Here is a 26,924-nt window from a genome sequence, read left to right as displayed (position 1 = left end):
GGGCAGCGACGCGCGGAGCCGTGATGCCCTTCGAATACCTGATCCTGATTGGCGGCTGCTTCATCGCGGCGTTCGCCTCCGGCATGGCCGGCTTCGCCTTCAACCTGGTCGCCGCCGGCATCCTGCTGCACTGGCTGCCGCCGCAGCAGGCGGCGCCGGTGATGGTGGTGGGGTCGCTGCTGGTCCAGCTCGGCACGCTGGGGGCGATCTGGCCGGCGGTGCGCTGGCAGGTGCTGCGGCCCTACATCATCGGCGGGCTGCTCGGCACGCCGATCGGGGTGCTGGTGCTGGCGCGGGTCGATTCCGGGGCGATCACCGCCGGGGTGGGGCTGCTGCTGGTGGCCTATTCCGCCTGGGCGCTGGTGGGCATCGCCCGCGGGCGCGCGGCGGGTGCGCTGCGGGCGGGGGCGCAGGCCGATGCCGGGGTGGGGTTTGCCAGCGGAATTCTGGGCGGCATCGGCGGCTTCTCCGGCGCGCTGCCGGCGATGTGGGGGGACCTGAAGGGGCTGCGGAAGGATGAGGCGCGGGCCATCTTCCAGCCCTTCATTATCGTGATGCAGGCGGCGGCCGCCATCGGGCTGCTGGCCGGTGGCTTTTTCGGGCAGGAGAGTGCACGCATGCTGCTGGTGGCGCTGCCGGCCCTGGTGCTGGGTGCCTGGCTTGGCGTGCAGGCCTACAAGCGGATTCCCGCGCAGGGCTTCCGGCTGGTGCTGCTGGGGCTGCTGCTGGTCTCCGGCCTGTCGCTGATGGTGTGAAGGGATGCGCCGGGACATGAAGCTGATCATCATGCTTTTCCTCCTGGCCACCTGGCCAGCCGTGGCGCAGCCTGTCGCGGCGCCGCCGCAGGAGGATTGCGGCTGCGGCGTGCCGAGTTCGCCGCGCGGCCCGCGTTGAGGCGGCCAGGCCGCATCGGTTGACCGGGACGACGGGTCGATCCTAGTCTGCGCCAGGGGCCACCGCGATCGCCCCATCAGTCACATGCCAGGTCAAAGTCTGATGCCCGGCCAGGCTTGTGCCCAAGCGTCGCGTCCAACCACCCGTCAGGGAATGGACGCCCATGCCTGAAATGCCCACCATCAAACCCGTTGATCTTGCCCGCCGGATCGGCTTGCCGAATGCGCCGCTTTTGATCGATGTGCGACTGGCGGAGGATGCCGCCGCCGATCCGCGCAGCCTGCCCGCGGCACAGCGCCGGGACCATCGCCAGATCACCGCCTGGGCGCCGGCGCAGCGCGGCCGGCAGGTGGTCGTCATCTGCCAGCGCGGGCTGAAGCTCTCCGAAGGGGCAGCCGCCTGGCTTCGGCACGAAGGCGCCGAGGCCACGGTGCTGGAGGGCGGCTTCGACGCGTGGCGGGCCGCCGGGCTGCCGCTGTTCCGGGATGCGCCCCTGCCGCCACGCGACGCGGCGGGCCGCACGCTATGGGTCACCCGGGCACGGCCGAAGGTGGACCGTATCGCCTGCCCCTGGCTGATCCGACGCTTCATCGACCGTGAGGCGGTGTTCCTGTTCGTCGCCGCCTCGGAGGTTGCCGCCGTGGCCACGCATTACGGCGCGACGCCCTTCGACATCGACGGCGTGTTCTGGAGCCATCGCGGCGAGACCTGCACCTTCGATACGCTGCTGGCCGAATTCGGCCTGACGAGTCCGGCCCTGCAACGCCTCGCGCTGCTGGTGCGCGGCGCCGATACGGCACGGCCCGATCTGGTACCGGAGGCGGCCGGGCTGCTGGCCGCGTCGCTCGGCCTTTCGCGCCTGCATGACGACGACCTGGCGCAGCTCGACGCAGGTTTGTCGCTCTACGACGCCTTCTATTTGTGGTGCCGGGATGCCACAGGGGAAACCCACAATTGGCCGGCCCAGGGAGTCGCCTGATGGACACCCCGCAGAGCGCGGATTTTCCCACCCTCCGGGTGGCGACGCGAACCTGGCTGAGGATCGGCCTGCTGTCCTTCGGCGGCCCCGCCGCGCAGATCGCGCTGATGCACAGGGAGGTGGTGGAGCAGAACCGCTGGATCTCCGACGCACGTTTCCTGCACGCGCTGAATTTCTGCATGCTGCTGCCGGGGCCGGAGGCGCAGCAACTGGCTACCTATCTCGGCTGGCTGATGCATGGCGTGCGCGGCGGGTTGGTGGCCGGGCTGCTGTTCGTCCTGCCGGGTGCGGCGGTGATGCTGGCGCTGTCGGTGCTGTATGTCACGCTCGGCACGGTGCCTCTGGTGGCGGCGCTGTTCTTCGGCCTGAAATGCGCCGTGCTGGTTGTCGTGGTGGAAGCGCTGCTGCGGGTGGCGAAGCGGGCCCTGCACGGCGCGCTGCCCTGGGCGCTGGCGGTGGCCGCCTTCGTGGCGCTGTTCGCGCTGAACCTGCCCTTCCCCGTCGTGGTGCTGTCCGCCGCCGCCATCGGCTATGCGCTGCCCAAGGCCTTTACCGGCGGCGGCCATGGCGATGCGCGGGATGGCCCGCCCGCGTTGCTGGACGCGATGATCCTGCGCGAACCGGACCGCATCCCCCGCATGGCGCGCCGGGCGCGCACCGCGGGGCTGGTGGCGCTGGCGCTATGGGTCTGGCCGGTGGCGATGTTGATGCAGACGCCGCCCTGGGGCGACATCGCCTGGTTCTTCTCCAAGATGGCCGTGGTGACCTTCGGGGGCGCCTATGCCGTGCTGGCCTATGTGGCGCAGGAGGCGGTGGAGGGTTACGGCTGGCTGACCGCCACCGACATGCTGGCCGGCCTCGGCCTGGCGGAGACCACGCCCGGCCCGCTGATCCTGGTGCTGCAATTCGTGGGCTTCCTGGCCGGCGTCACGGCGAATGGGTTGTGGAGCGGGGTGCTGGCCTCCCTGCTCGTGCTCTGGGTCACCTTCGCGCCCTGCTTCGCCTGGATCTTCCTCGGCGCGCCCTTCGTCGAGCGGCTGCATGCGGAACCCCGGCTGAAGGCAGCGCTGGCCGGGGTGACGGCAGCGGTGGTGGGCGTGATCGCGAGCCTGGCGCTGTGGTTCGCGCTGCGCGTGATCTTCGCGCGGGTCGAGACCACCTCGCTCGGGCCGTTGCGGCTGGACCTGCCGGACCTCTCCAGCCTGCAGGTGGATGCGCTGGCGCTGAGCCTGCTGGCGGCGGTCTGCCTGTTCGGCCTGAAGCTCGGCCTGCTGCGGACGCTCGGGATTACCGCGGCGGCGGGGTTCCTGATGCGGGCGCTGCTGGGCTGAGCGCTGCGCCCAGCGTCTCCGCCGCGAGCACGCCGAGCAGCCTGCCACCCGGCGCGAACACCGCCAGCGCGCCTTCCGGGTATTCCGCCTGGCTCAGCCCGCAGCGGAGCACCATGCCGAGCGGTACGATGTGGCCGACCAGCACATCCACAGTATCCGGCGCGGAAGGCCGGCGGATGCGGTCGCGCAGCCAGGCGATGTTGGCAGTCAGCAGCGCCGGATCATGCGTGTAGTCATCCGCCGTCAGCCGCGGCTCCACCAACGCCCGCGCGCCGAAGGCCAGCTCCGCCGTATCCAGCGCCCGGAACACCGGGCTGGTCAGCACCTGGCCGATCGGCAGATAGGCGAAGGCGCGGCCGAGCGCGCGGGATTGCGCCCGCCCGGCCTCCGACAGGTTGCGCTGGCCGGCACGGTTCGAGCGGTCGCCACGGTCGAACTGGCTGCGATCGGTGATCGCATGGCGCAGCACCACCACCACGCCGCCCCGGCGCAGCGCCGCGACCAACGCGGCCGCGTCCTCTCCTCGCGCGGTCGCCGCCTCCGCCCGCACCGCGAGCAGGGCCGGCAGGGCCAGGGCCATGCGGCGTTGCATCAGCCGAGCGTGAACGCCTCATGCACCGCGGATTTAATGCTGCCGCCGACCACCGGCCCGCCGCCGGCCACATAGATGAAATCGCCGATTGTCACCGCGCCCATGCCGTGGCGCGGAGTCGGCATCGGGGCGTGGTGCTGCCAGGTGTCGGTGGCCGGGTCGTAGCTTTCCACCTGGCCATGCACATGGCCGGTCAGCGTGCGGTTCTCGAACCAGCCGCTCTCGCCACCCATGGCGAAGAAGCGGCCGCGATACAGCACCAGGCCGTGGCCGGAACGCGGCGTCGGCAGCGGCGCGCGTTCCACCCAGGTGTCGCGGTCCGGCAGATACACATGGTGCAGGCCGGTATTGTATTCGAAGGTGCTGAAGCGGCCGCCGATGATGTGGATGACGCCGTCATGCGCCAGTACGCCGGCATGGTCGCGCGCGCCCGGCAGCGCCTTGCGCATCTCCCACTTGTCGGTCTGCGGGTCATACACCTCGTGCCAGCCGACCGAGGCGCGCTCCCGCTCCGGCTCTGAGGCGCCGCCGATGTGGTGGATCTTGCCATTGATTACCGCCAGCGCGCCGGCACCGCGCGGGCGCGGCATCGGCGCCAGCGTGTCCCAGCGATCCGCCGCCACGTCATAGGCGAAGGCGAGCGTATCGGCACCGCGATTCTGATTGCTGAAGCCGCCGAAGGCATAGACCCGGCCGGCATGCGCCACCACGCCCACATGGTTGGCGCCACGCGGCAGGCGGGCGGCCTCGCGCCAGCTATCGGCGGCGGGATCATAGATGTGGTGCCAGGTGTTGTTCACCTGCTGCTCGGCATAGCCGCCCACCACGTGCAGCTTGCCGGCCCATTCGGCGGCCCAGGCCATTTCCGTGCGCGGCAGCGGCAACGGCGCGCGGCTGACCCAGCGGCCGGGTGCGCCGGCCGGGGCCGGGCTGTCCACGAAGCGCTGCGCGTATTGCGCCGGCGTCAGCACCACCGGCCCCTGCCCGCGCAGCGGCGCCATCCGGTCCGAGGGAATCGGCAGGCCGTGATGTGGCATCGCCTGCTGCGCGCCCGCGGCCTTGGCCCCGCCCAGCAGCGCCATCGCACTACCCAGCATCATGCGCCTGTTCATCCGCCGAGCTCCCGCCGCCTTCGCGCCATCAATATGTTCCACATGTTCAGATAGCTTCAAGACCGGTCCCAGGACCGGCCCGGCGAACCGGTGTGGCATGCTGGCGTTGTGACCAGAATGGTGCGCCACCGCCAGACGAACAGGAGATTGCCCATGATGACTCCCCGTATGGCCTTGCTGGCCGCACCGCTGGTGCTGCTGGCGGCGTGTTCCGACCCGAATGACCGCAACCAGCGTGCCCTGGCGGGCGGTGCGTTGGGTGCCGGCGCCGGCGCGCTGATCGGCTCCGTCACCGGCAGCGCCGGGCGCGGCGCGTTGATCGGTGGTGCGCTTGGCGCAGTGGGTGGTGCGCTGACCCCGGCGCCGGAGCCGGACCGCATTCCGCGCGACCCCTATGTCGCGCAGCAGACGGACCCACGCTACGGCGGCTGGTACGACCAGTATGGCAATTGGCACCAGGGCGCCCCGCCGGCCGGCTACCGGCCGAACTACCGGTAGCTCACGCCACGCCCTGGGGCGGCAGCGGCTCGAAACACAGGCCGCGCGCCAGCAGGCCGGTGATCAACGCCTCCATGATGCCGGCGAAAGGCTCTCGCCGGCTGCGGACGCCCCAATGCATCACCAGCACCTCGCCGGGCCGGATATTGGCCAGGTTGCGGCGCAGCAGTGCGGCGTTGGGGTTCGCGGCGCTGTCCAACTCATCGCCCAGGAAGCCGTTGCGGGTCCAGCCCTGGTGGCGTAGCCCGCAACCGGCGGCCAGGGACACGGCATTGCGGGTGACGATGCCGCCAGGCGCGCGCCACAGCGGCAGCACCCGCGCTTCCGGCGCGAAGCGGCGCAGCGCCGCGATCGGGCGGGCCAGCTCGTCGCACATCGCCGCCTGGTCCAGGACCTCCTGCCCCTCTCCGCGCCGGGATCGGAAGGTGGTGCGCCCGGTTCCCGGATCACCCGTAAAATACCAGTGCCGCCAGGTGTGGCTGGCGAAGCTGTGGCCCTCCGCCACGCGGGCACGCCAGAACGGCGCCCAGCTATCCGCCAGGCTTGTGTCGCCGCGGAAGGTCGGCTCATCGGCGATGAACAGGGTTGCGGTCACGGCGTGGCGCCGCAGGATGGCGGCGATCGCCTCTGCCTCTCGGCTCCAGCCCGTGTCGATGGTGAGATAGACCGGGCCGCGGCAACCGGGTGGCGCGACCTGCGCCAGGGCGGGCGCGGCCAGCGCCGCCAGCCCGCCGCCGAGCAGCACACGCCGCCTCATGGCGCGCGCCGCAGCGAGGCCGGCAGCGCCGGCGGCGCCAGCGGAATGCTGCCGGGCACCAGGCCGGGCGCTGCCGGTGGTGCCGCGGCGGGCCGCCCCGGCATCGGCGATAACAGCGGGCGGGTGCCGGAGGTCGCACCCGGCATGGCGAGTGCGAAATCCGCCCCGCGTCCCAGCGCCTTGTAGAAGATGCCATGCGGGGAGCGGCCGACCCGCGCCGTCTCCCACCGATCCGCCACCGGATCGAGCACGGCGATCCGCCCGGACCAGCGCAGCGTCATCCAGACGCGGCCCTGCGTATCGAAGGTCAGGCAGTCCGGCCCGCCCGGAATCGCCCACCAACGCCGCACCGCCAGCGTCTCCGGGTCGATCTCCGCGATGCGGCTGTCGACCCGGCTGGTGGCATACAGCGCGCGGCCATCTGGCGCCGGGTAGATGGTATGGGCGCCGCGGCCGAGGGTGAAGGCGGGCTTCACCGCCTGGCTCGCCGGGTCCAGCGCCACGAAATGCGTGCTGCCCATGATGCCGATCAGCAACTGGCCGCGATGCCAGATGATGCCGGCCGGTTCCGGCCCCACCGGCACGGTCCAGGATTGCACCATCCCTTCCAGGTCGAAGGCCGCCACCTTCCCGTCACCCTGGATGGTGACATAGACCATGCGGCTGTCCGGGCTGAAGGCGATATGGCTCGGCTTGTCGCCCGGGCGGAAGCGGTGGACCAGTTCCAGCGTCCGCGCATCCAGCACATCCACCTGGCCGCGGCGCAGGCTGGCGATCACCAGGAAGCGGCCATCCGGGCTGAATTCCAGGTGGTAGGGGTTGGAGATCGGCGCCCGGCGCAGCACCGTCCCGGTCGCGGGGTCGAGGAAGAACACCTCGTTGCCGCCGGAATCCGCCACCAGCAACTGCGAGCCATCCGGCGTCACCACCAGATGATGCGGCTCCCGCAGCACGGGAATACGGCTGCGTTCGGTACGGGTCGCGGCGTCCAGCACCGAGATGCTGGCCTCGCCGGAATTGAGCACATAGACGAGATCCGCCCGCGCACCGGCCGGCAGGGTCAGCGCGAGAAGCAGGACAAGACGGCGCCAGGACAAGGTGCGGGTTCCGGAGAGCGGGATGTGTCAGCCAAAATCCGCGCCGCCCCGCCGCTTGTCCAGCGGCGGCGCGCGACCGCGTGCCTTATTCCGCCGGCTGAAACACCATGGCCACACCATTCATGCAGTAGCGTTCCCCGGTTGGAGCCGGGCCGTCCGGGAAGACATGGCCCAGATGGCCGCCGCAGCGGGCGCAATGCACCTCCGTCCGCGTCATGAAGAAGCTGCGGTCGGTGGTGGTGGCGATGCCGCCGGGCAGCGGCTTGAAGAAGCTCGGCCAGCCGGTGCCGCTTTCGAACTTGGTGGCATTGTCGAACAGCTCATGCCCGCAGGCGGCGCAGGCGAAGGTGCCGGGGCGCTTTTCCGTCAGCAGCTTGCTGGTGCCGGGCCGTTCGGTGCCGTGCTGGCGCAGCACCTTGAAGGCTTCGGGCGAGAGCTCGGCGCGCCAATCGGCCTCCGACTTCTCGACCGCGAAGCTCTCGGCGGGCTTGGCCTTGCTGAACAGGCTCATCTGTCTCTCCTCAAGCCGCAGCGGATTTCAGGCGATCCGCAAAACTTTTGCGGAACTTGGCGACCTTGGGGGCGACCACCACGCGGCAATAGCCGGACCAGGGGTTGCGGGCGAAGTAGTCCTGGTGCTCCGCCTCGCCCGGCCAGTACTCGCCCGCCGGCTCCAGCTCCGTCACCAGGGGGGCGCCCCAGATCTTTGCGGCTTCGATCTCCGCCATCACCGCCTGCGCCACCTGCTGCTGCTCCGGCGAGTGGTACTGGATGATGCTGCGGTATTGCGGGCCGACATCATTGCCCTGGCGGTCCTTGGTGGTCGGGTCGTGCAGCGTGAAGAACATGCGCAGCAGATCGGCGTAGGACAGCATGGCGGGGTTGAATTCCACGCGCACCACCTCGGCATGGCCGGTCTGCTTGCCGCAGACCTGCTCATAGGTCGGGTTCGGCAGGTGGCCGCCGGCATAGCCGCTCTCGACGCGGGTCACGCCGTTCACATGCCGCAGCGCGCCCTCGATGCACCAGAAGCAGCCGCCGCCCAATGTCGCGGTTTCGGTCGTCATGGGTCTCTCCTCGGTTGCTGCAGTATATGGGCGCTATGCTCCGCGGGTGCAGGGGGTTCCGCTGGAAGCCCGGCTTCGGCACCTTCCACCACATGACCCAATCCGACCCCCGCCTTACCGAGGCCGCCGCCTTCGCCGCCGCCCAGGAATCCCCCTTCCCCCGCGACCTGCTCGCGCATCTGGAAAGCGGCCATTTCGAGCCGCCGCCCTACAACACCGTGCTCGGCCCGGTCTTTCCGCGCGGCGCGCCGAACGGGCTGGTGGCCCAGCGCGGGCAGCGCCTGGCTTCCTGGGGCGATACGCGCCAGGCAGACATGACCTTCAGCGCCGCCAAATCCTACCTGTCGCTGCTCACCGGCATCGCCCAGGCGGATGGCCTGCTGCCCGACGTCGATGAGCCGGTGCGCGCAAAGGTGCAGGATGGTGGCTTCGAGTCGCCGCAGAACGCGCCGATCACCTGGCGCCACCTGCTGACCAACACCAGCGAATGGGAAGGCGAGCTGTTCGGCAAATCCGACCGCATCGATCGTGGCCGGGAGCTGTCCAGCGAAGGCAGCGCGCAGAAGCGCATGGACCGCCCCCTGCAGCCCGCCGGCACGCATTGGGAATACAACGACGTCCGCGTGAACCGCCTGGCGCTGTGCCTGCTGCACCTGTTCCGCCGCCCGCTGCCCGAGGTCTTCGCCGAACGCATCCTGGACCCGATCGGCGGCAGCCGGGACTGGACCTGGTACGGTTACGACAATGCCTGGGTCGAAATTGCGGGCCAGCGCCTGCAATCCGTGCCTGGAGGCACGCATTGGGGCGCCGGCATGCGAATCCATGCCGAGGACCAGGCGCGCATCGGCCAGCTCGTGCTGCAGAAGGGCGCGTGGGACGGCCGGCAGGTGGTACCGAAGGCCTGGATCGCGCAGTCCCTGGTGCCCTGCCCGCTCAACCCCGCCTACGGCTTCCTGTGGTGGCTGAACGGCGCCGGGCGCTGGCCGGAGGCGCCGCGCGATTCGGTCTTCGCCATGGGCGCCGGCGGCAATGTCACCTGGATCTGGCCACGAGGCGAGGCGGTGGCGGTGCTGCGATGGGTGCATCCGGATGCGGTCGGGCCGTTCTGCGCCAAGGTGGCGGCGGCGCTGGGCTGACAGCCTGGCCGGCACAGGCGGGGGGTGCGTCAGCGGCGCGCCCCCTCTTCACGAAATCGTTGCCTTATTTCAAGCAGTCCGAAAAATACTTTCGCGCCGGTACGAATAGTTTGGCTTTTCTGATCCTCTTAAGATATTTACTTCCTTAAGAACTGGCTGACGCACCGCAAATGCGCACCTTCCAGTCCATGCCCCCTGCGCGGGGCGGCTGGTTTCCCAACGCCTCGCATTCCCAATCCGATCGACGCGTCCGCATTTGGCGCCTGGTTCCGCACGGCCATTTGGCCCCGCGGTGACCGGACACGCTGCGGCGGCGTCACCTGTCTGCCAAGGCACGGTCCCGGACGAAGTTTGCGAGACATGCCCACGACAAGAAAGACACGAACATGGCGACAGTTTTCATAAACCTGGGCAATACCAGCAACACCATTACTTTTGGCGACGACGACCACGTGGTCACCGGCGAGAATGGCGACAACACGCTGACCTTCGGCGGTGGCCGCGATTCGCTGACGCTGGGCAACGGCAACAACACCCTGACGCTTGCCGGTGGCGATGACCGCATCTCGGCCGGCGGCGGCAACAACACCATCACCGTCTCCGGCCTCAGCGCCAGCCGCATCGTCCTGAAGGACGGCAACAATACGGTCACCGTCGCCGATGGCCCCACCACCATCCAGGCCGGCCACGGCATGAACACGCTGACCGCCGGCGACGGCGACAACCGCATCGTCGCAGGCAATGGCGTCAACGCCATCACCAGCGGCGACGGCACCAGCCGCATCCTGGTCGGCAATGGCGATGGCAACACCATCACCGTCGGCACCGGCGCCAACCGCATCGTGCTCGGTGAGGGCACGGCCAATACGCTGAGCGCCGGCGGCGGCGGCAACATCGTCGCGGTCTCCGCCGAAGCCCTCGGCACGGACTCGATCCGCGGCGGGCTGGAAACCGGCAAGGGCAGCGGCAACACCATCAATGTCGGCACCGCAGGCATCGTCGGCGTCACCGGCGTCAGCGGCTTCGAATTCTTCCGCCTGTCGCAGGACGGGCCGAACAGCATGACGCTGACCAACGCCAATTTTGCCCGCCTGCCGGGCGGCGAGATCACCGTCTTCGGCGGCGCCATGGGCAATACGGTGGATGCGTCCTCGCTCTCGGCGGCGAATGGCGTGCTGCTGCGCGGCGGCCTGGGCCTCGATATCCTTCGCGGCGGCGCTGGGGTGGATACGCTGAGCTATGCGGGCAGCAGCGCCGCCGTCTCGATCAACCTCGCCACGCAGCTTGCCCTCGGTGGCGATGCGGCCGGTGACGTGTTCAGCGGCTTCGAGAATCTCGAGGGCAGCGCCAATGCGGATCGCCTGGTCGGCAATGCGCAGGCGAACCGGATCGACGGCGGCGGCGGCCACGACCTGATCGTCGGCGGGGCCGGCAATGATACGCTGCTCGGCGGTGCGGGCGACGACACCCTGAATGGCGGCACCGGCGCGGACCGCATGGAAGGCGGCACCGGCAACGACCGCTACGTGGTGGACCATGCGGGCGACCTGGTGATTGAGGAAGCCGGCGGCGGCATGGATCTGGTGATGTCCAGCATCGATTACACGCTGGGCGCACATGTGGAGAACCTCAACCTGCTGGGCACCGCCATCACCGGCATCGGCAATGAGCTGGCCAACCGGATCATGGGCCAGGACTCCGACAACCGGCTTTTCGGCGGCGGTGGGGATGACATTCTGCTGGGCGGCGCGGGCGCCGACACGCTGGATGGCGGTACCGGCGCGGACCGGCTGATCGGCGGCACGGGGGCGGACTCCTTCGCCTTCACCACCGCGCTCGGGGCCGACAATGTGGACACCATCACGGACTACACCGTGGGTGAGGACCGCATCCTGCTCGACAGCTTCATCTTCGGCTCGCTGGCCGCCGGCGCGCTGGCATCGGACGCCTTCTTCCTCGGCGCCACGGCCAGTGATGCGGACGATCGCATCCTGTACGACGCCGAGACCGGCATCCTGGCCTTCGATGCGGATGGCAGCGGCGCCGGCGATGCCATCGCCTTCGCCGTGCTGTCGGCCGGGCTTTCGATGACGTCGGCGGAATTCGTCGTCATCGCCTGACCCTGGCCCGGGATCGCGGTGCCCCTGGCTGTGGCGGGATTGCCGGCAGCCGGGGAGCCGCGGCTTTTTCCTGGTCCATCCGCGGCTGCTGATGAAGCCGTTGTCAGGCGTCGATCAGGTCCATGTGACGTGGCGGGACGCCGCACCCGCCATCGCCGCGGATTATGGCCGCAACGGCTACGTCTGAATGCGGTACTGCTTGCGTGCGAGCCGTTTCACCCTCAGAAAGCAAGGATGGTCTGAGGAGGAAATATACATGACGGACGGCACCGATTTCGTCGAGCTCGCGCGGATCTGGCGTGGCCCGCTGGTGGAAAGCGTACACCGCGGCACCGTGGTGGTGGCGAATTTCGAAGGCCGTCTGGTAGGAAGCTGGGGCGATGCAGGTCTGATGACCTTCCCCCGCTCCTCGCTCAAGCCGTTCCAGGCGATGGCCCTGGTCGAGAGTGGCGCGGCGGATGCCTATGGCCTCAGCGACGAACACATCGCCATGGCCTGCGCCTCCCATGACGCACAACCCTTCCAGACCGGCCTGGTCGGCGACTGGCTCGGCCGCCTCGGCCTGACCGAGGATGCGCTGGTCTGCGGCCCGGCCCTGCCGCGGCGGGAGGCGGACCAGGCGACCGCCTTCGCCGAGGGCGGGCCGCGCCGCATCTTCCACAATTGCTCCGGCAAGCATTGCGGCTTCCTGACGGTGGCGAAGCACCTCGGCGCCGGCCTCAATTACGGCGATGCGGCGCATCCGGCGCAGAAGCTGTATCTTGACATCCTGTCCGACTACATGGGCCGCGACGCCGCGGCGCTGCCCACCGGCCGCGACGGCTGCGGCCTGCCGGCGCTGGCGATGCCGATGCGGAGCCTGGCCACGGCCGCCGCCCGCCTCGGCCTCGGCTATTCCGGCAATGCGACGCGGCGCGCGGCGGCGAAGCGGGTGCTGGGCGCCATGGCGGCCTTCCCCGACCATGTCTCGGGCCTCGACAACGCCACCTCCCGCATCGTCCGGGCGACCGGTGGGCGCGTGGTGGTGAAGGGCGGCGCGGAGGGTTTCGTGCTGGCCATCGTGCCGGAACGGGGCCTGGGCATCTGCATCAAGATCGCTGACGGATCCTCGCGGGCGAAATACGGCGTGCTGGCCCGCGTGCTCGGCCATTTCGACGTGATGCCGACGGCGGAGGCGGAGGCGCTGATCGATGCCGCGGTCGACCCGATCACCGACAGCACCGGTGCCCTGGTCGGCGGCACGGAGATCGTCTTCGAAAAGCCAGTCCCGACCACGGAGACCAAGGCGACGCTCGGCTTCTGGCTGGGCGGCGTAAAGGAAGCCTTCTTCTGAGACGTCAGAAGGGCGTGCCGTCCTTCCGTGTGAAGCGACGCACGCCATCGGCGCCGGGGGCGATGTGCATGTCGATGTCGGGGTAGGTCACGACCTCCCCCGTCATCCTGCTGCCGACCACCAGCAGCAGCACGTCGCGGTCGCCGCGGTTGATCAGGCAATGGCCATCGCCGTGGCCGGCCGGAAAGCCGGTGCAGGTGCCGGGGCGCAGCACCTGTTCCCCGGCATCGGTGTGCAGCACCGGCGCGCCCTCCAGCACACAGACGAACTCATCCTCCTTCAAATGCCAGTGGCGCTGGGAGGATTGGCCGCCGGGCGCGATGCGCGTCAGGTTCACCCCGAACTGCGTCAGCCCGGCCGCATCGCCCAGCTTGCGGTTCCAGCGACGCCGGGCCGCGGCGGCGTGTGGTTCGGGGTAGGTGGTGGCGTTGCTTTCGGGCAGGTCGAGCGGGTTGAAGGGTATGGCCGCTGTCATCGGTGCCTCCTTGCCTTTGTCTCACCCCATAGCCGGCATGGCGCGCCCTGCCGCCAGCCGCAGGATGCGCGTTGGCCGCTCCACGCCGACCAGGCGGTGAACGATCAGGATGACGCTGCGCCCGGCCGTCGCCTCGCCCAGGGTTTCCAGGAAGGCGCGCTCCGTATCAGGGTCCAGACCCGCTGCCGGCTCGTCCAGGATCAGCACCGGCGCCTCGGACAACAGGGCACGAGCCAGCACCAGGCGCCGCGCCTGACCGCCGGAGAAGCGGGCGCCCGCCTCGCCGCAGCGGGTGGCAAGCCCCTCCGGCAGGCTGCGGACCAGCTCGCCGATTCCGGCGCGGTCCAGCGCCTGCCATAGCGCCACCTCCTCCGCCTCCGGCCGGCCGAGGCGGAGGTTGGCCTCGATGCTGTCGTCGAACAGGCGGGCATCCTGGGTCAGGCAGGCGATGCGCGACCGCACCGCATCCGCCGGCAGGGTGGCGATATCCACGCCGCCAAGGGTGATGCTGCCCGATTGCGGCGCCGCCAGCTTCAGCAGCAGCGAGGTCAGGGTGGATTTGCCAATGCCGGACGGGCCGAGCAGCGCAATCCGCGCCCCCTCCGGCACGTCCAGATCCAGCCCATCGAACACCGCCGCACGGTCGGGCGCCCAGGTGAAGCGCAGGTCGCGGATTCGGATGGCATGACCCTTCGGCATGGCCGCGGGGGTGCTGGGTTCGGCAACGGGCGGCGCCTGGTCGGCGGCCTCGAACAGCCGGCGGGCGCTGGCACCGGCGGCGGCGAGCGCGGCGCCGGCACGCGGCATCAACCCCAGCGCCTCCCCGGCCGCGATCGCCAGGAACAGGCCGAGCACGGCCGCCGCCACACCCTCCTGCCCCATTGCCAGCCCATAGCCGAGCGCGCCCAGCAGCGCCGCCTGGGTCAGCAGCGCGCCGGCCGTACCGCCCCAGGCGCCACGCCGCGCCAGGGCGCGCTGCGCGGCGGCAAGCTGGGCGCCCTCGGCGGCGACGCGCGCGGTGGCGCGGGGTTCGGCGCCGGCGGCCAACGTATCCTCGATGCCGGTCAGCGGATCGACCACGGCGGCGCGCAGCGCGCCCTGGCTTTCCGCCACGCGCTGCCCGGCGGCGGCCGCACCTGGCGCCAGCAGCGGCGGCAGCAGCAGGGCTAGCGCCAGCGGCAGCGCCACCAGCGCGGCCAGCGCCGGGTCCAGCGCACCCAGCACCAGCGCGATCGCCAGCACAGCCGCCACGCCCGCCACGCCTGGCACCACGGCGCCGAGATACACCCGGTCCAGCGCATCGATGTCCGAGACCAGCCGCCCGAGCAAATCCCCCGCGCGCCGGAAGCCGAGGCCCGCCGGCAGGCGCTCGGCCAGCCTTCGGAAGAACCAGATGCGGGTATCGGCCAGGGCGCGGAAGGTGGCGGCGTGGGTCACCAGCCGCTCCAGATAGCGGAAGATGGGGCGCAGGATGATGACCGGCCGCAGCCAGATCAGCGCCGCGCCACCGCCGGCAAACACCGCCGCCTGCGTCACCCCCTCCGCCACCCCGCGCCCGGCCAAGCCGAGCAAAGCCAGCCCCGCCAGCGCCGCAGCACAGGCCATGGCGAGCCCCGCCAGCAGCCAGCCGGCGCGGCCATGCCACAGGCGCAGCACGCGGAGCAGATCGGAGGCCATGCCCGGCCGATTCAGACCTCCGGGGCCTTCGCCCCTCCCGTCATCGGACGGGGTCATTCGCCCGCCATCCGTGGCCCGGGCACGCGGCCGCCCTCGATCTCCAGCACCCGGCCGAGCCGCTGCGCCGCCCGGGAATGGCTGGCGACAAGCGCGGTGCGGCCGGTGCAGAGGCGGCGCAGGCTGTCCAGAACCTCCGCCTCCGTGCCCGGGTCCAGATGCGCGGTCGGCTCATCCAGCAGCACCAGCGGCGTGTCGCGCAGGAAGGCGCGGGCGATGGCAACGCGCTGCGCCTGGCCGCCGGACAGGCCGAAACCGCCCTCCCCCACCAGAGTCTCCAGCCCCTGCGGCAGCGCCTTGGCGAAATCGGCGACGCGCGCGGCGGTGGCCGCGGCCTCCACCTCCGCCGCCGTGGCGCCGGGGCGGGCCAGGGCGATATTCTCCCGGATCGTGCCACGGAACAGATGCGCCCGCTGGCCGACATAGGAAGACAGGCGACGCAGCTCGGCCGGGGCCAGCTTGGTCGCGTCCTGCCCGTTCAGCGAAATCCGCCCCGCATCCGGCCGCCGGAAGCCCATCAGCAGCCGCAGGATGGAGGATTTGCCGGCGCCGGAGGGACCGGCCAGCACCAGGGTCTCCCCCGGCAAGGCGCGGAAACTCAGCCCGTCCAGGGCCGGCGGGCGGGTCGGGTCGTAGCTCAGCCGCACATCCTGGAAGCTGACCACCAGGCGGGCCGGCATCTCCTCCAGCTTCAGGCCATCCGGCACCTCCACCTCCAGCAGCGGGGCGAGTTCGACGGCGGCGCCGCGGGCGGCCATGCGCTCGTGATAGGCTTGGGAGAAGGCGCGCAGCGGTGTGAACAGCGCCGGCACCAGCAGCAGGCAGAAGATGGCGCCAGCCGGGTCAGGATGGTTCTGGCCGAGGATGGCGCCGTGGCGGATGGCGAGGCAGGCGATGGCACCGGCGGCCAGCGCCTCCATCGAAGCGGAGGACAGGAAGGCCACGCGCAGCACGCGCATGGTGCGCTGGCGCAAATCTTCCGCCGCCCGGCCCAGCGCCCGCGCCTCCGCCTCCTGCTGCCGGAACAGCACCAGGGTGGGCAGGCCGCGCATGCGGTCCAGGAAGCGGCCGGAGAGCGAATCGAGCGCAGCGAATTGGCGCTTGCTCGCCTGCGCCGCGCCGATGCCGGTGACGGCCATGGCCACGGGAACCAGCAGCGCCGCCACCAGCAGGATGGCGCCGCTGGTCGCATCCACGGTGAAGGCGGCGCCCACCACCAGCAGCGGCCCGGCGATGGCCATGGCGGCGGCGGGCAGCCAGCGGGTGAGAAAACCCTCCAGCGCCTCGATCCGGTCCACCACCAGCGCGGCACGATCGCCGACGCCGCGGCCATCCTCTGCCCCTTGGGCCAGCAGGCGCTCGAAGGCGGCGCCGCGCAGCCGGGCCTTCGCGGCCTCTCCGGCTGCCAGCAGCGCGCGTTCCTGCGTCATGCCGAGGCTGGCCGAGAGCACCGCCAGCGCCGCCACGGCACCCAGCGCCGGCCAGCCGGACTCGCCGAAGCCCAACAGGGTGGCGATCAGCCCGGCGATCAGCCAGGCCTGGGCGATGCCCACCGCCACCTGCGCCACGCCGAGGCCCACCGGCACGCGCAACCGCCCGCGTGCCGCCCGCGCCTCGCGCTGCAGCAGCGCGGACGCCGCATCTCCCCCTGGTCTCGCCCTTGGCATGTCGCGGCGGAGAATAGGCCAGCCGGCGCGGCCGGTCATCACCCCGTGATGCCTCTCCGGCGCTTCGGGCTTGTCCTGTGGTGCGAAATCCCCAACCTGCCGGAACGCGAGGCCGGAGACCCCGATGCTGCCCACCCATGGACGCTACGACTACGCCGCCTGGCGCGGGCGCACGCCTTATGCTTGGCCCGGGGGGGCGACGCTGGCGGTGTATCTCGGCGTCAATCTGGAGCATTTCGCCTTTGGTGAGGGGCTGGGTGCGGAACTCGCGCCCGGTGGGCCGCAGCCGGATGTGATGAACTTTGCCTGGCGGGACTACGGCAACCGAGTCGGCGCCTGGCGGTTGTTGCAGTTGCTGGACGAACTGCACCTGCCCGCGACGGTACTGGTGAACAGCGCCATGTATGACTACGCGCCGGATTTGCTGGCCGCGCACCGCGCCCGGGGGGATGAGATGGCCGGTCACGGCCGCACCAATTCCGAACGCCAATCCACCCTGCCCGAGGCCGAGGAGGCCAAGTTGATCGCCGAGTCGACCGCCGCCATCACCCGGCATGAAGTCACCCCGCCGCGCGGCTGGCTCAGCCCCTGGATCGCCGAGAGCCGCGCGACGCCGGACCTGCTGGCGGAGGCCGGCTATGCCTACACCATGAACTGGTGCGCCGATGACGCGCCGATCTGGATGCGCACCCGCGCGGGGAAACTGCTTGCCATGCCCTACCCGCAGGAGGTGAACGACATCCCCGCCGTGGTCGCCCGCAAGGATGGCGCTGCGGCCTTCGCCGACATGATCCTAGATGATTTCCATGAACGCCTGCTGCAGACGCAGGACGGCTTGGCGCAGGTCATGGGCATCGCGCTGCATCCCTACATCATCGGCCAGCCGCACCGGATGCGGCATCTGCGCCGGGCGCTGGCGGAGATCGCGCAGCATCGGGACGCCATCTGGATCACCACCGCGGGCGCCATCCACGACCATGTGGCGGCGCTGCCGCCCGGCGTGGTGCCGGGTTCGGAGTGGGTGGCATGAGGCGCCTTCTGCTTCTGGCGGTGCTGGCCCTCGGGGCCTGCGCCACCACCCCCGAGCGCCCGCCGGTGGCCACCGTGCCGCAGGTGGACCTGTCCCGCTATGCCGGCACCTGGTTCGAGATCGCGCGCATTCCCAACAGCTTCCAGGACAGCGCCCGCGGCTGCACCCACACCACCGCGACCTACACGCCGCGCCCGGATGGCAGCATCGGCGTGGTCAATCGCTGCCGCGGTACGGATGGCACGGCGCGGGTTGCGGAGGGCCACGCCAATGTCGTGCCGGATAGCGGCAACGCGAAGCTGCGCGTGACCTTCTTCTGGCCCTTCCACGGCGATTACTGGGTGATCGGGCTGGATCCTTCCTATCGTTGGGCGGTGGTGGGGGCGCCCGGGCGTGACTATCTGTGGGTGCTGGCCCGCCGTCCGGAACTGGCGCCGGGTGACTATGCCGAGGCGGTGATCACCGCCGCCGGACAGGGGTTCGAGATCAGCCGGCTGCGCCCCACGCCGCAGGAGTAAGCCCGCCCATGTCCTGGTCCATCCCGCTCGGCCGCATCGCCGGTACCGAGATACGGCTGCATCTGACCTTCCTGCTGCTGCTGGCCTGGATCGGGGCGGCGCATGGCATGCAGGGGGGCATGGAAGCGGCGGTGCAGGGGGTGGTGTTCATCTGCCTGCTGTTCGGCTGCGTGGTGCTGCATGAATTCGGCCATGTCGCCGCCGCCCGCCGCTACGGCGTGCGCACGCCCGACATCACCCTGCTGCCGATCGGCGGGGTCGCCCGGCTGGAACGCATGCCGGAAAAGCCCTCCGAGGAGCTGGTGGTGGCGCTGGCCGGGCCGGCGGTGAATGTGGTGATCGCGTTGCTGCTGTTCCTCGCCCTGGGCGAGGTGCCGGCGGTGGCGGTCATGGCCGGCCTGCAGGATCCGGCGCATGGCCTGCTGGCGCGGCTGTTCTGGGTGAATGTCACGCTGACCGTTTTCAACCTGCTGCCAGCCTTTCCGATGGATGGCGGGCGGGTGCTGCGGGCCCTGCTGTCCATGCGCCTCGGTGCCCGGCGGGCGACGGACCTCGCCGCCGGAATCGGCCAGGCGCTGGCCTTCGCGCTGGGTCTGATCGGGTTGTTGAACGGGGCGCCGCTGGTGGTGTTCGTGGCCCTGTTCGTCTGGCTCGGCGCGCAGGCGGAGGCGCAGTCGGTGCAGATGCGGGAATTGTCGCGTGGCATGCGGGCGGAGGACGCCATGATCACCCGCTTCGAAAGCCTGCCCGTCACGGCCCGCATCACCGATGCGGCGGAGCTGCTGATCCGCACGGCGCAGACCGATTTCCCGGTGGTGGATGGCGGTGGCCGGCTGCGCGGCATCCTGACCCGCAGCGACCTGGTGCGCGCCCTGCAACAGAATGGTCCGGATTCGCCGGTGCTGGAGGCGATGCGCCGCGAGGTGCCGGTGGTGGCCCACCGCGCGCCGCTGGAGGACGCGCTGCGCGTGATGCAGGAGGCCGCGGGGCCGGTGGGCGTGGTGGATGCGGCGGGCCGCCTGATCGGCGTGCTGACGCATGAAAACCTGGGCGAGATGCTGATGCTGGAGACCGCCCGCGCCGGGGCGCGGGCTACCCCAGCTCGAAGCTGGTAACGCCGAACAGGCGTTCCGCGCGGATCTCCGGCGCGGCGCCGGTGTACATCCGTGCCGTCTCGAAGCCCGGCGTCAGGCCGAGCGATTCGGCCAGCGCCACGGCAGCGCGATGCGGCTCCGGCACATCGAGGAAGACCGGGCCATCCGGAACGCGCGCCAGCAGCGCGGCGGCCAGCGCCTGCGCAACCGCCGGGGTTTCGGCGACCAGGGGGCCAATCTTGTGCCCTTCCCGCGCCGGGCGGATCACGCCGAAGCCGGTGACGGTGCCATCCGTTACATGGGCCAGGGCGACATGGCCCGGTTGGGCGATCCAGGCGCGCAGGAAGGTTTCACGGGCGGCCGGGAACACGCTGCAATCGAGTGCTGCCAGCGCGGCGAAGGGAACATCGGCGGCGGGCACGATGCCCTGTGCCGGCGCGGGCGGGCGCAGCGGCACGCCGCCGAAGCGGATGTTGTTCCAGGCCAGGGCAAAGCCCGACTTCCGGTAATTGTCCTGCTGCGCCACCACGCCATCCAGCCCGACCAGCCGGCCCGCAAGCTGCGCCATGCCGGCGCGCCACACCGCTATGCCATGCCCCTGCCCGCGCAGATCCGGCCGCGCGATGTAGAAGCCGATGAAGCCGAAATCCGCACCGTAGCGCGTGGCGGCGATGACGCTGAGCAGCGCGCCCTGATCTTCGACACCCAGGAACAGGCCGGCATCCTGCGCCAGGAAGCCGGGCAGGTCCGCAAGGCCGGGATTCCAGCCCTCGGCGGCAGCCCATTCGATGGCGGTCGCGGCCTGTGCCGCGTCGAGCGTGATGAGCTTGGCCATATCAGTGCATGATGTCCCCGCCATTGGGCGACAGCGTCGCGCCGACAAAGAAATCCCCCCCTGGCGAGGAGGCCAGCAGCAGAGCCGCCGCCGCAATCTCCTCCGGCTGGCCAACGCGGCCGATCGGCAGCGCGGCACCGATGCGTGCCGCCCATTCGGGGCCAAGCTGCGCGGTGAGGTCGGTGGCGACCGGACCCGGCGCGATAGCATTCACCAGGATGCCCTTCGGCGCCCCCTCATACCCCAGCGCGCGGGTGAAGCCGATGAGTGCGGCCTTGGCCATGCAATAGGGCACGATGTTGGGCGCGCCCTTGAGGCCAAGCTGGCTCGCCGTGGTGATGATGCGGCCGCGGCCGCGCGCGGCCATGCCGTCCCACACCGCTTGCGCCGCGAAGAAGCTCGCCTTGACGTGGACGTTCATCACCCGGTCGAACATCTCCTCCGTGATCGTGCTGATGGCGCCGCGGATGTTCAGCCCGGCATTATTCACCAGGATGTTGCAGGGGCCGAGCGTGGCCTCCGCCTGCGCGATGAAGCCGCGCAGCGCCGGCAGATCCGCGACATCGACCGAGGCGGCCAGGGCGCGGCGGCCCAGCGCCTCGATCTGCGCGACGACGGGGGCGGCGCCTTCGTCATCATCCAGGTGGCAGAAGGCGATATCCGCACCCTCACGCGCGAATAGCAGCGCGATGGCCCGCCCGATGCCGCGGCTGCCGCCGGTGATGATGGCCACCTGGCCTGCCAATTGACCGCTCATGCCAGAAGCCTCCGCATCGCCGCGCTGAATTCTTCGCCGATGGCGAGGCTGTGGATGTGCCGCCCCGCCTCCACCACCGCGCGCCCGCCGACCACGGTGGTCTTCACGGGGTTGGACTGGCCGCTGAACACCCAGGCATCCAGCAAGGCATCGTTTTCGCGACCCACCAGCGTCGGGTGGCGCGTGTCAAGTTCGATGAAATCGGCGCGCATGCCGGGCGCGATGGCGCCGAGCCTGCGGCCGCTCGCCTGTGCGCCACCGGCAAGCGCGGCATCGAACAGCGCGCGGCCGGGATGCGGGTTCTGGTCGCCCGTGGCGACAGCTCGGGAATGATCGCGCAGGCGCTGGCTGGTTTCCAACTGGCGCAGCTCATCCCGCGGCGCGGTGCCGACATGGCTGTCCGTGCCGATGCCGAAGCGGCCGCCGGCGGCGAGGTAGCCGGGCAGCGCGAAGGTGCCATCGCCGAGCGAGGCTTCCGTGCTCGGGCACAGCCCGGCCACGGCGCCCGAGCGGGCCAGATCCTCGATCTCGGAGGGGTCCATGTGCGTCGCATGGATCAGCACCCAGCGTGCATCCAGCGGCGCATTGTCCAGCAGCCAGCGCACGGGGCGCGCGCCGGTGGCGGCGAGGCACTCCGCCACTTCCTTCGGCTGTTCTGCCGCATGGATATGGATGGGGCCGGCGAAATCCTGGATGCCGCGCAGCATTTCGGGCGTGACCGCGCGCAGTGAATGCGGCGCCAGGCCGAGCGCCATCTGCGGGTCGTCGCCGATGGCGGCGCGCGCCGCCTCGACGATGGCGAGGAAGCGGTCCAGGTCGTTCAGGAAGCGCCGCTGCCCCTCATGCGGCGCCACGCCAAAAATGCCGCCATGGCGATACAGGCTGGGCAGCATGGTCAGCCCGATGCCGGTCCGCCGCGCCGCCATGATGTTGCGCCGCGCCATCTCGGCGCGGTCGGCATAGGGCGTGCCGTCCGGCTGGTGATGCAGGTAGTGGAACTCGCACAAACTCGAAAAGCCGTGTTCCAGCAATTCGACATGCAATTGCGCGGCGACGGTCTCCGCATCCTCCGGCGTGAAACGGCCGACGAAGCGGTACATCGTCTCCCGCCAGGTCCAGAAACTGTCCTGCCCCATCGGGCTGCGTCGTTCCGCGCCGCCGGCCATGGCGCGCTGGAAGGCGTGGGAGTGCAGGTTCGGCATGCCGGGTAGCACGGCACCGGCCAGGCGGCGCGTGGTGCCAAGCGGCGCGGCGCCTGGCGTGACGGCGGCGATGAAGCCGGCGGCATCGGCCTCGATCAGCACATCCCGCGCCCAGCCTTGCGGCAGCAGCGCGGTGGTGGCGAGGAAGGATCGCGTCATGTTTCCCGCATGCCCTGTTGTGGCGGATCGCGCAATGGTCGTGACCGGCCGGTGAAGGCGTGGCGGTCGCCGGGATAGGTCAGGCGCACGGCGGTGACCGCCTCCTCGCCCCGCCAACTACGGCGATCCAGCACCAGGCAGGCGGCGCCCTCCGCGATGCCGAGCTGGGACGCGGTGGCGGCATCGGCGGGGACGGCGCGGATGCGGTGCTCGGCCTCCGTCCAGGGCACGCGGTCCAGCAGCCAGGATCCGGGCGGCAGCGTGGTGAAGGTCTCGCCCCGCGCTTCCGGCACGGCGTGCAGGCTGATGAGGCGGTCCTCCAGCGCCGCGGCGATCCCGCCCGCCTCGTGCCGCACCGTCAGCGCCAGCACGCGCGCGCGACGCGGCAGCGCGCCGAGGCGGGCGCGGTCTTCCGCCGTGGCGACGCGCAGGGTGCGGGACAGCACCGCATGGCGATGGCCGGGGCCGATGGTCGCGCGCAAATCGGGGATGCCGAGCAGCGTTTCCTCCGCGCGCGGTTCCGCCACGAAGCTGCCGGCCTTGCGGCGGCGCACCACCAGGCCGGCGGCGACGAGATCCGCCAGCGCCCGGCTCGCCGTCATCCGCGCCACGCCGTGCTCCGCCACCAGCTCCACCTCCGATGGCAGGCGGTCGCCGGGGCGCAGCGCGCCGGAGAGGATGCGCGCCTCGATCTGGGCGCGGATGGCAGCGTGGCGGGTCATGCGATTATGTCTAGACATAACGCGCCCACCCCGCAATGCTGAAGCAAGCCTCGGAGAGACCCGCATGACCGATCCGCGCCGCCGCAACGCCCCCGCCATCCGCAGCCCGCGCGGGCTGGAGATCACCTGCCGCCATTGGACCACGGAGGCGGCGATGCGGATGCTGATGAACAACCTGGATGACGAGGTGGCGGAGAAGCCGGGCGAGCTGGTCGTCTATGGCGGCATCGGCCGCGCCGCGCGGGACTGGGACAGCTATGAGCGCATCGTCGCCACGCTGAAACGGCTGGAAGAGGACCAGACCCTGCTGGTGCAATCCGGCAAGCCGGTCGGCGTGTTCCGCACCCATGCCGACGCGCCGCGCGTGCTGATCGCAAACTCCAACCTGGTGCCGCGCTGGGCCACCTGGGAGCATTTTTCCGAGCTCGATCGCAAGGGGCTGATGATGTACGGCCAGATGACCGCAGGGTCTTGGATCTATATCGGTAGCCAGGGAATCGTGCAGGGCACCTACGAGACCTTCGCGGAAGCCGGCCGCCAGCATTTCGGCGGCGACCTGGCGGGGCGCTGGATCCTGACGGGTGGGCTGGGCGGCATGGGCGGGGCGCAGCCGCTGGCCGGCGTGTTCGCGGGGGCCTGCGTGCTGGCGGTGGAATGCCAGCCTTCCTCGATCGAGAAGCGGCTGGAGACGAAGTATCTCGATCACAAGGCCGATGATCTCGACACCGCGCTGGCGATGATCCGCGAAGCCTGTGCCGAAAAACGCGCCATCAGCGTCGGCCTGCTCGGCAACGCGGCGGAGGTGTTTCCTGAATTGGTGCGGCGCGGCGTGGTGCCGGATATCGTCACCGACCAGACCAGCGCGCATGACCCGGCGAATGGCTACCTGCCCGCCGGCTGGTCGCTGGCCCAGTGGCAATCGATGCGGGAGAGTGATCCGGCCGCGGTCGCGGCCGCCGCGAAGGATTCCATGGTGGCGCATGTCCAGGCGATGCTGGACTTCCAGACGCGCGGCGCCATCGTGATGGATTACGGCAACAACATCCGGCAGATGGCGAAGGAAGAAGGCCTCGCCAATGCCTTCGACTTTCCGGGTTTCGTCCCCGCCTATATCCGGCCCCTGTTCTGCCGCGGCGTCGGCCCCTTCCGCTGGGCGGCGCTCTCGGGTGATCCGGAGGATATTCGCCGCACGGATGCGAAGGTAAAGGAGCTGATTCCGGACGACCCGCATCTGCACCGCTGGCTCGACATGGCGCGTGAAAGAATAGCCTTCCAGGGGCTGCCGGCGCGCATCTGCTGGGTCGGCCTCGGCCAGCGGGACCGGCTCGGCCTGGCGTTCAATGAGATGGTGGCGCGCGGTGAGATCGGCCCCATCGTCATCGGCCGCGACCATCTGGATTCCGGCTCCGTCGCCTCCCCGAACCGGGAGACGGAGGCGATGCGCGATGGATCGGACGCCGTCTCCGACTGGCCCTTGTTGAACGCCCTACTGAACACGGCCTCCGGCGCCACCTGGGTTTCGCTGCATCATGGTGGCGGCGTCGGCATGGGGTTTTCGCAGCATGCCGGCATGGTGATCGTGGCCGATGGCACGGAAGCCGCCGCGCGGCGCCTGGCACGCGTGCTGTGGAACGACCCGGCGACGGGCGTGATGCGCCACGCCGATGCGGGCTATGACATTGCATTGGACTGCGCCCGCGAAAAGGGCCTCGACCTGCCGGGGATTCTCCGATGATCGATCTGCCCGCCCTGCGCGCCGTGATGGAGGGCGCGCGCTTCGATCTGCCGGAAGGCTGGCGCGAGGCCACCGAACAGGGCGCCGCCACGCTGGCCGCGCGGCTGGCGGAGGATGGCCCGATCTATGGCGTCAACACGGGTTTCGGCAAGCTCGCCTCCACCCGCATCGCGCCGGACAAGCTGGCGCAGTTGCAGCTCAACCTGCTGCGCAGCCACGCCGCCGGCACCGGGGCGCCCTTGCCCGCGCCCGTGGTGCGGCTGGTGCTGGCGCTGAAGGCGCTGTCCTTGTCGCGCGGCGCATCGGGCGTGCGGGTGGCGGTGGTGGAGGCGCTGGCAGAACTGCTGGCCACGAATGCGCTGCCGGTGATCCCCGCCAAGGGTTCGGTGGGCGCCTCCGGCGACCTGGCACCGCTGGCGCATTGCGCGCTGGTGCTCGTCGGCGAAGGCGAGGTGTTCTTGAATGGCGGGCGCCGGCCGGGTGGTGCGGCAGGAATTAAGCCCCTCACCCTGGGGCCGAAGGAGGGCCTGGCGCTGCTGAACGGCACGCAGGTTTCCACCGCGATCGCCCTGGTCAATCTGTTCGCGGCCCAGGATCTGCTGCACACCTCGCTGGTCGCCGGCGCGCTCAGCGTCGATGCCGCGCGCGGATCGGATACGCCCTTCGATGCGCGCATCCACGCGCTGCGCGGCCAGCCGGGCCAAATTCGCTGCGCCGCGGCGCTGCGCGGGCTGATGGCCGGCAGCGCCATCCGCGACAGCCACCGGGAGGGTGATACACGCGTGCAGGACCCCTACTCCCTGCGTTGCCAGCCTCAGGTCGCCGGCGCCTGCCTCGATCTGCTGGACCATGCGGCGATGGTCTTGCAGCGGGAGGCCAATGCCGTCACCGACAATCCGCTGGTGATGGCGGATGGTGACATTCTCTCGGGCGGCAATTTCCATGCGGAGCCGGTGGCCTTCGCCGCCGATACCATCGCCCTCGCTTTGGCCGAGCTTGGCGCCATCAGCGAGCGTCGCATCGCCTTGCTGGTGGACCCGGTGCTGTCCGGCCTGCCGGCCTTCCTTGTGGCGGAGGGCGGGCTGCATTCCGGCTTCATGATCGCCCAGGTCACCGCCGCCGCGCTGGTGGCGGAAAACCGCGCCCTCGCCACGCCGCGCAGCGTGGACAGCCTGCCGACCAGCGCCAACCAGGAAGACCATGTCAGCATGGCCACCGGCGCGGCGCTGCGGCTGGGGGAGATGGCGGAGAATCTTTCGTCCATCCTCTCCATCGAGTTGCTCTGCGCCGCGCAGGGTCTGGAATTCCATCGGCCGCTGACAACCTCCGCCCCACTGGAAGCGGCGCATGGGTTGGTGCGCGGCGTGGCGGCGCCCTGGGATGCGGATCGGTTCATGGCCCCCGACATGGAAGCGGTGCGCCTGCTCGTGCAGAATGGCGCCATCGCCCGGCTGGTGGAGCTGCCCGCATGATCTTCGACCGCGTCTGGACCGACGCCCATCTCTGCACGATGGTCCCGCAGGCGGGCGACCCGCTCGGCGTGATCGAGGATGGCGCGATTGCCGCCAAGGATGGCCGCATCGCCTGGGTCGGCCGGCGTGCCGATCTGCCGGGGGACGCCACCACCACCACAGCCTGCGACGGCGCCTGGATCCTGCCCGGGCTGGTCGACTGCCACACCCACCTGATCCATGCCGGCGACCGCGCGCGTGAATTCGAGATGCGGCTGGAAGGCGCAAGTTATGAGGCGATCGCCAAGGCCGGTGGCGGCATCCTGTCCACCGTCCGCGCCACGCGCGAAGCCTCCGAGGATGCGCTGGTGCAGGCCGCCCTGCCCCGCCTCGACCAGCTTTTGGGCGAGGGCGTCACCACAATCGAGGTGAAGTCCGGCTACGGCCTGGACCTGGCCACCGAAGCCCGCATGCTGCGCGCCGCGCGGCGCCTGCCCGGGCTGCGGAATGTGTCGCTGCAGACCAGCCTGCTCGCCGCCCATGCGACGCCGCCGGAATTCGCCGGCCGCACCGCCGAATTCGCGCGGCATGTGGCCGATGACATCCTGCCCGCCATCGCGGCCGAGGGC

Annotated in this window: 26 protein-coding genes and 1 pseudogene; 14 read left to right on the top strand and 13 right to left on the bottom strand. The window is 70.6% G+C overall.

Annotation, left to right across the window (positions count from 1 at the left end):
* Positions 1-23 precede the first annotated feature (23 nt).
* The 4 genes from ACFHNC_RS06935 (at position 24) to chrA (ending at position 3,204) form a co-directional block, all read left to right on the top strand.
* The gene (locus ACFHNC_RS06935; protein ID WP_437168495.1) at positions 24-755 is read left to right on the top strand and encodes a sulfite exporter TauE/SafE family protein; all 732 of its coding nucleotides are present in this window, start codon (positions 24-26) and stop codon (positions 753-755) included.
* A 16-nt stretch (positions 756-771) separates the two neighbouring features.
* Positions 772-894, top strand: a complete 123-nt coding sequence (locus tag ACFHNC_RS06930; RefSeq protein ID WP_437168494.1) for a hypothetical protein — start codon at positions 772-774, stop codon at positions 892-894.
* A gap of 163 nt (positions 895-1,057) precedes the next feature.
* Entirely contained in the window at positions 1,058-1,873 is an 816-nt protein-coding gene (locus tag ACFHNC_RS06925; RefSeq protein WP_437168493.1) for a chromate resistance protein ChrB domain-containing protein, read from the top strand.
* Positions 1,873-3,204, top strand: a complete 1,332-nt coding sequence (gene chrA, locus ACFHNC_RS06920; protein WP_437168492.1) for a chromate efflux transporter — start codon at positions 1,873-1,875, stop codon at positions 3,202-3,204. Before ACFHNC_RS06925 ends, chrA begins: the two co-directional genes overlap by 1 nt.
* On the opposite strand, the gene ACFHNC_RS06915 is transcribed toward chrA, so the two are convergent.
* Together ACFHNC_RS06915 and ACFHNC_RS06910 are read right to left on the bottom strand one after the other, a co-directional pair.
* Positions 3,161-3,784, bottom strand: a complete 624-nt coding sequence (locus ACFHNC_RS06915; protein ID WP_437168491.1) for a histidine phosphatase family protein — start codon at positions 3,782-3,784, stop codon at positions 3,161-3,163. The two genes, chrA and ACFHNC_RS06915, sit on opposite strands and share 44 nt — an antisense overlap.
* An 11-nt stretch (positions 3,785-3,795) precedes the next feature.
* Complete coding sequence (locus ACFHNC_RS06910) at positions 3,796-4,896, bottom strand: Kelch repeat-containing protein (protein WP_437168490.1); 1,101 nt, start codon at positions 4,894-4,896, stop codon at positions 3,796-3,798.
* A 165-nt stretch (positions 4,897-5,061) separates the two neighbouring features.
* Here ACFHNC_RS06910 and ACFHNC_RS06905 point away from each other — a divergent pair, with 165 nt between their 5' ends.
* Positions 5,062-5,406, top strand: a complete 345-nt coding sequence (locus ACFHNC_RS06905; protein ID WP_437168489.1) for a YMGG-like glycine zipper-containing protein — start codon at positions 5,062-5,064, stop codon at positions 5,404-5,406.
* Position 5,407: 1 nt separating this feature from the next.
* Here ACFHNC_RS06905 and ACFHNC_RS06900 read toward each other — a convergent pair whose 3' ends face one another.
* From ACFHNC_RS06900 to msrA, 4 genes are all read right to left on the bottom strand, one after another.
* Positions 5,408-6,163: a polysaccharide deacetylase family protein gene (locus tag ACFHNC_RS06900; protein ID WP_437168488.1), complete on the bottom strand. Its 756-nt coding sequence runs from the start codon at positions 6,161-6,163 to the stop codon at positions 5,408-5,410.
* Positions 6,160-7,260, bottom strand: coding sequence for a YncE family protein (locus ACFHNC_RS06895; RefSeq protein WP_437168487.1), 1,101 nt, complete (start codon positions 7,258-7,260; stop codon positions 6,160-6,162). Before ACFHNC_RS06895 ends, ACFHNC_RS06900 begins: the two co-directional genes overlap by 4 nt.
* Positions 7,261-7,345: 85 nt before the next feature.
* A complete protein-coding gene (gene msrB, locus ACFHNC_RS06890) occupies positions 7,346-7,771 on the bottom strand; it encodes a peptide-methionine (R)-S-oxide reductase MsrB (RefSeq protein WP_437168486.1) in 426 nt (141 codons plus the stop codon).
* Positions 7,772-7,781: 10 nt separating this feature from the next.
* Positions 7,782-8,327: a peptide-methionine (S)-S-oxide reductase MsrA gene (gene msrA / locus ACFHNC_RS06885; protein ID WP_437168485.1), complete on the bottom strand. Its 546-nt coding sequence runs from the start codon at positions 8,325-8,327 to the stop codon at positions 7,782-7,784.
* Between the two features lie 92 nt (positions 8,328-8,419).
* On the opposite strand from msrA, the gene ACFHNC_RS06880 reads away from it, so the two are divergent.
* From ACFHNC_RS06880 to ACFHNC_RS06870, 3 genes are all read left to right on the top strand, one after another.
* The gene (locus tag ACFHNC_RS06880; protein ID WP_437168484.1) at positions 8,420-9,463 is read left to right on the top strand and encodes a serine hydrolase domain-containing protein; all 1,044 of its coding nucleotides are present in this window, start codon (positions 8,420-8,422) and stop codon (positions 9,461-9,463) included.
* 386 nt (positions 9,464-9,849) lie between these two features.
* Positions 9,850-11,583, top strand: coding sequence for a calcium-binding protein (locus ACFHNC_RS06875; RefSeq protein WP_437168483.1), 1,734 nt, complete (start codon positions 9,850-9,852; stop codon positions 11,581-11,583).
* Positions 11,584-11,839: 256 nt separating this feature from the next.
* Positions 11,840-12,916: an asparaginase gene (locus tag ACFHNC_RS06870; RefSeq protein ID WP_437168482.1), complete on the top strand. Its 1,077-nt coding sequence runs from the start codon at positions 11,840-11,842 to the stop codon at positions 12,914-12,916.
* 4 nt (positions 12,917-12,920) lie between these two features.
* Here the strand turns inward: ACFHNC_RS06870 and ACFHNC_RS06865 are convergent, their stop codons facing one another.
* Genes ACFHNC_RS06865 through cydD form a run of 3 tightly spaced genes read right to left on the bottom strand, consistent with a single transcriptional unit; the run spans position 12,921 to position 16,831 of the window.
* Positions 12,921-13,391 (bottom strand): cupin domain-containing protein, encoded by a 471-nt coding sequence (locus ACFHNC_RS06865; RefSeq protein WP_437168481.1) that lies wholly within the window; start codon positions 13,389-13,391, stop codon positions 12,921-12,923.
* A gap of 21 nt (positions 13,392-13,412) precedes the next feature.
* Positions 13,413-15,068 (bottom strand): thiol reductant ABC exporter subunit CydC, encoded by a 1,656-nt coding sequence (cydC, locus tag ACFHNC_RS06860; RefSeq protein WP_437168480.1) that lies wholly within the window; start codon positions 15,066-15,068, stop codon positions 13,413-13,415.
* A gap of 53 nt (positions 15,069-15,121) precedes the next feature.
* On the bottom strand, positions 15,122-16,831 hold the full coding sequence (gene cydD / locus ACFHNC_RS06855; RefSeq protein WP_437168479.1) for a thiol reductant ABC exporter subunit CydD: 1,710 nt from the start codon (positions 16,829-16,831) through the stop codon (positions 15,122-15,124).
* Between the two features lie 85 nt (positions 16,832-16,916).
* On the opposite strand from cydD, the gene ACFHNC_RS06850 reads away from it, so the two are divergent.
* The 3 genes from ACFHNC_RS06850 to ACFHNC_RS06840 are packed head-to-tail and all read left to right on the top strand — an operon-like array spanning position 16,917 to position 19,455.
* Positions 16,917-17,822, top strand: coding sequence for a polysaccharide deacetylase family protein (locus tag ACFHNC_RS06850; RefSeq protein WP_437168478.1), 906 nt, complete (start codon positions 16,917-16,919; stop codon positions 17,820-17,822).
* Complete coding sequence (locus tag ACFHNC_RS06845; RefSeq protein ID WP_437168477.1) at positions 17,819-18,340, top strand: lipocalin family protein; 522 nt, start codon at positions 17,819-17,821, stop codon at positions 18,338-18,340. The genes ACFHNC_RS06850 and ACFHNC_RS06845 overlap by 4 nt, the downstream gene beginning before the upstream one ends.
* An 8-nt stretch (positions 18,341-18,348) precedes the next feature.
* A complete protein-coding gene (locus ACFHNC_RS06840) occupies positions 18,349-19,455 on the top strand; it encodes a site-2 protease family protein (protein ID WP_437168476.1) in 1,107 nt (368 codons plus the stop codon).
* Here the strand turns inward: ACFHNC_RS06840 and ACFHNC_RS06835 are convergent.
* Genes ACFHNC_RS06835 through ACFHNC_RS06820 form a run of 4 tightly spaced genes read right to left on the bottom strand, consistent with a single transcriptional unit; the run spans position 19,433 to position 23,109 of the window.
* Positions 19,433-20,269 carry a GNAT family N-acetyltransferase gene (locus ACFHNC_RS06835; RefSeq protein ID WP_437168475.1) on the bottom strand — a complete coding sequence of 279 codons (837 nt, stop codon included), beginning with the start codon at positions 20,267-20,269 and terminating at the stop codon, positions 19,433-19,435. The two genes, ACFHNC_RS06840 and ACFHNC_RS06835, sit on opposite strands and share 23 nt — an antisense overlap.
* Position 20,270: 1 nt before the next feature.
* On the bottom strand, positions 20,271-21,026 hold the full coding sequence (locus ACFHNC_RS06830) for an SDR family NAD(P)-dependent oxidoreductase (RefSeq protein WP_437168474.1): 756 nt from the start codon (positions 21,024-21,026) through the stop codon (positions 20,271-20,273).
* On the bottom strand, positions 21,023-22,387 hold the full coding sequence (locus ACFHNC_RS06825) for a formimidoylglutamate deiminase (RefSeq protein WP_437168473.1): 1,365 nt from the start codon (positions 22,385-22,387) through the stop codon (positions 21,023-21,025). Before ACFHNC_RS06825 ends, ACFHNC_RS06830 begins: the two co-directional genes overlap by 4 nt.
* Entirely contained in the window at positions 22,384-23,109 is a 726-nt protein-coding gene (locus ACFHNC_RS06820; RefSeq protein WP_437168472.1) for a UTRA domain-containing protein, read from the bottom strand. The genes ACFHNC_RS06825 and ACFHNC_RS06820 overlap by 4 nt, the downstream gene beginning before the upstream one ends.
* Positions 23,110-23,173: 64 nt before the next feature.
* Between ACFHNC_RS06820 and hutU the strand changes: the two genes are divergently transcribed.
* From hutU to ACFHNC_RS06805, 3 genes and pseudogenes are all read left to right on the top strand, one after another.
* Positions 23,174-24,844 (top strand): urocanate hydratase, encoded by a 1,671-nt coding sequence (gene hutU / locus ACFHNC_RS06815; protein ID WP_437168471.1) that lies wholly within the window; start codon positions 23,174-23,176, stop codon positions 24,842-24,844.
* On the top strand, positions 24,841-26,316 hold the full coding sequence (gene hutH, locus ACFHNC_RS06810; protein WP_437168470.1) for a histidine ammonia-lyase: 1,476 nt from the start codon (positions 24,841-24,843) through the stop codon (positions 26,314-26,316). Before hutU ends, hutH begins: the two co-directional genes overlap by 4 nt.
* Positions 26,313-26,924: pseudogene (locus ACFHNC_RS06805) on the top strand (imidazolonepropionase); the annotation flags it as partial. The gene hutH and the pseudogene ACFHNC_RS06805, both read left to right, overlap by 4 nt.

Origin of the sequence: Falsiroseomonas sp. E2-1-a4, from assembly GCF_051433165.1 — a bacterium.
Classification (GTDB): Bacteria; Pseudomonadota; Alphaproteobacteria; order Acetobacterales; family Acetobacteraceae; genus Falsiroseomonas.
This window is presented reverse-complemented; position numbering and strand designations above follow the sequence as displayed.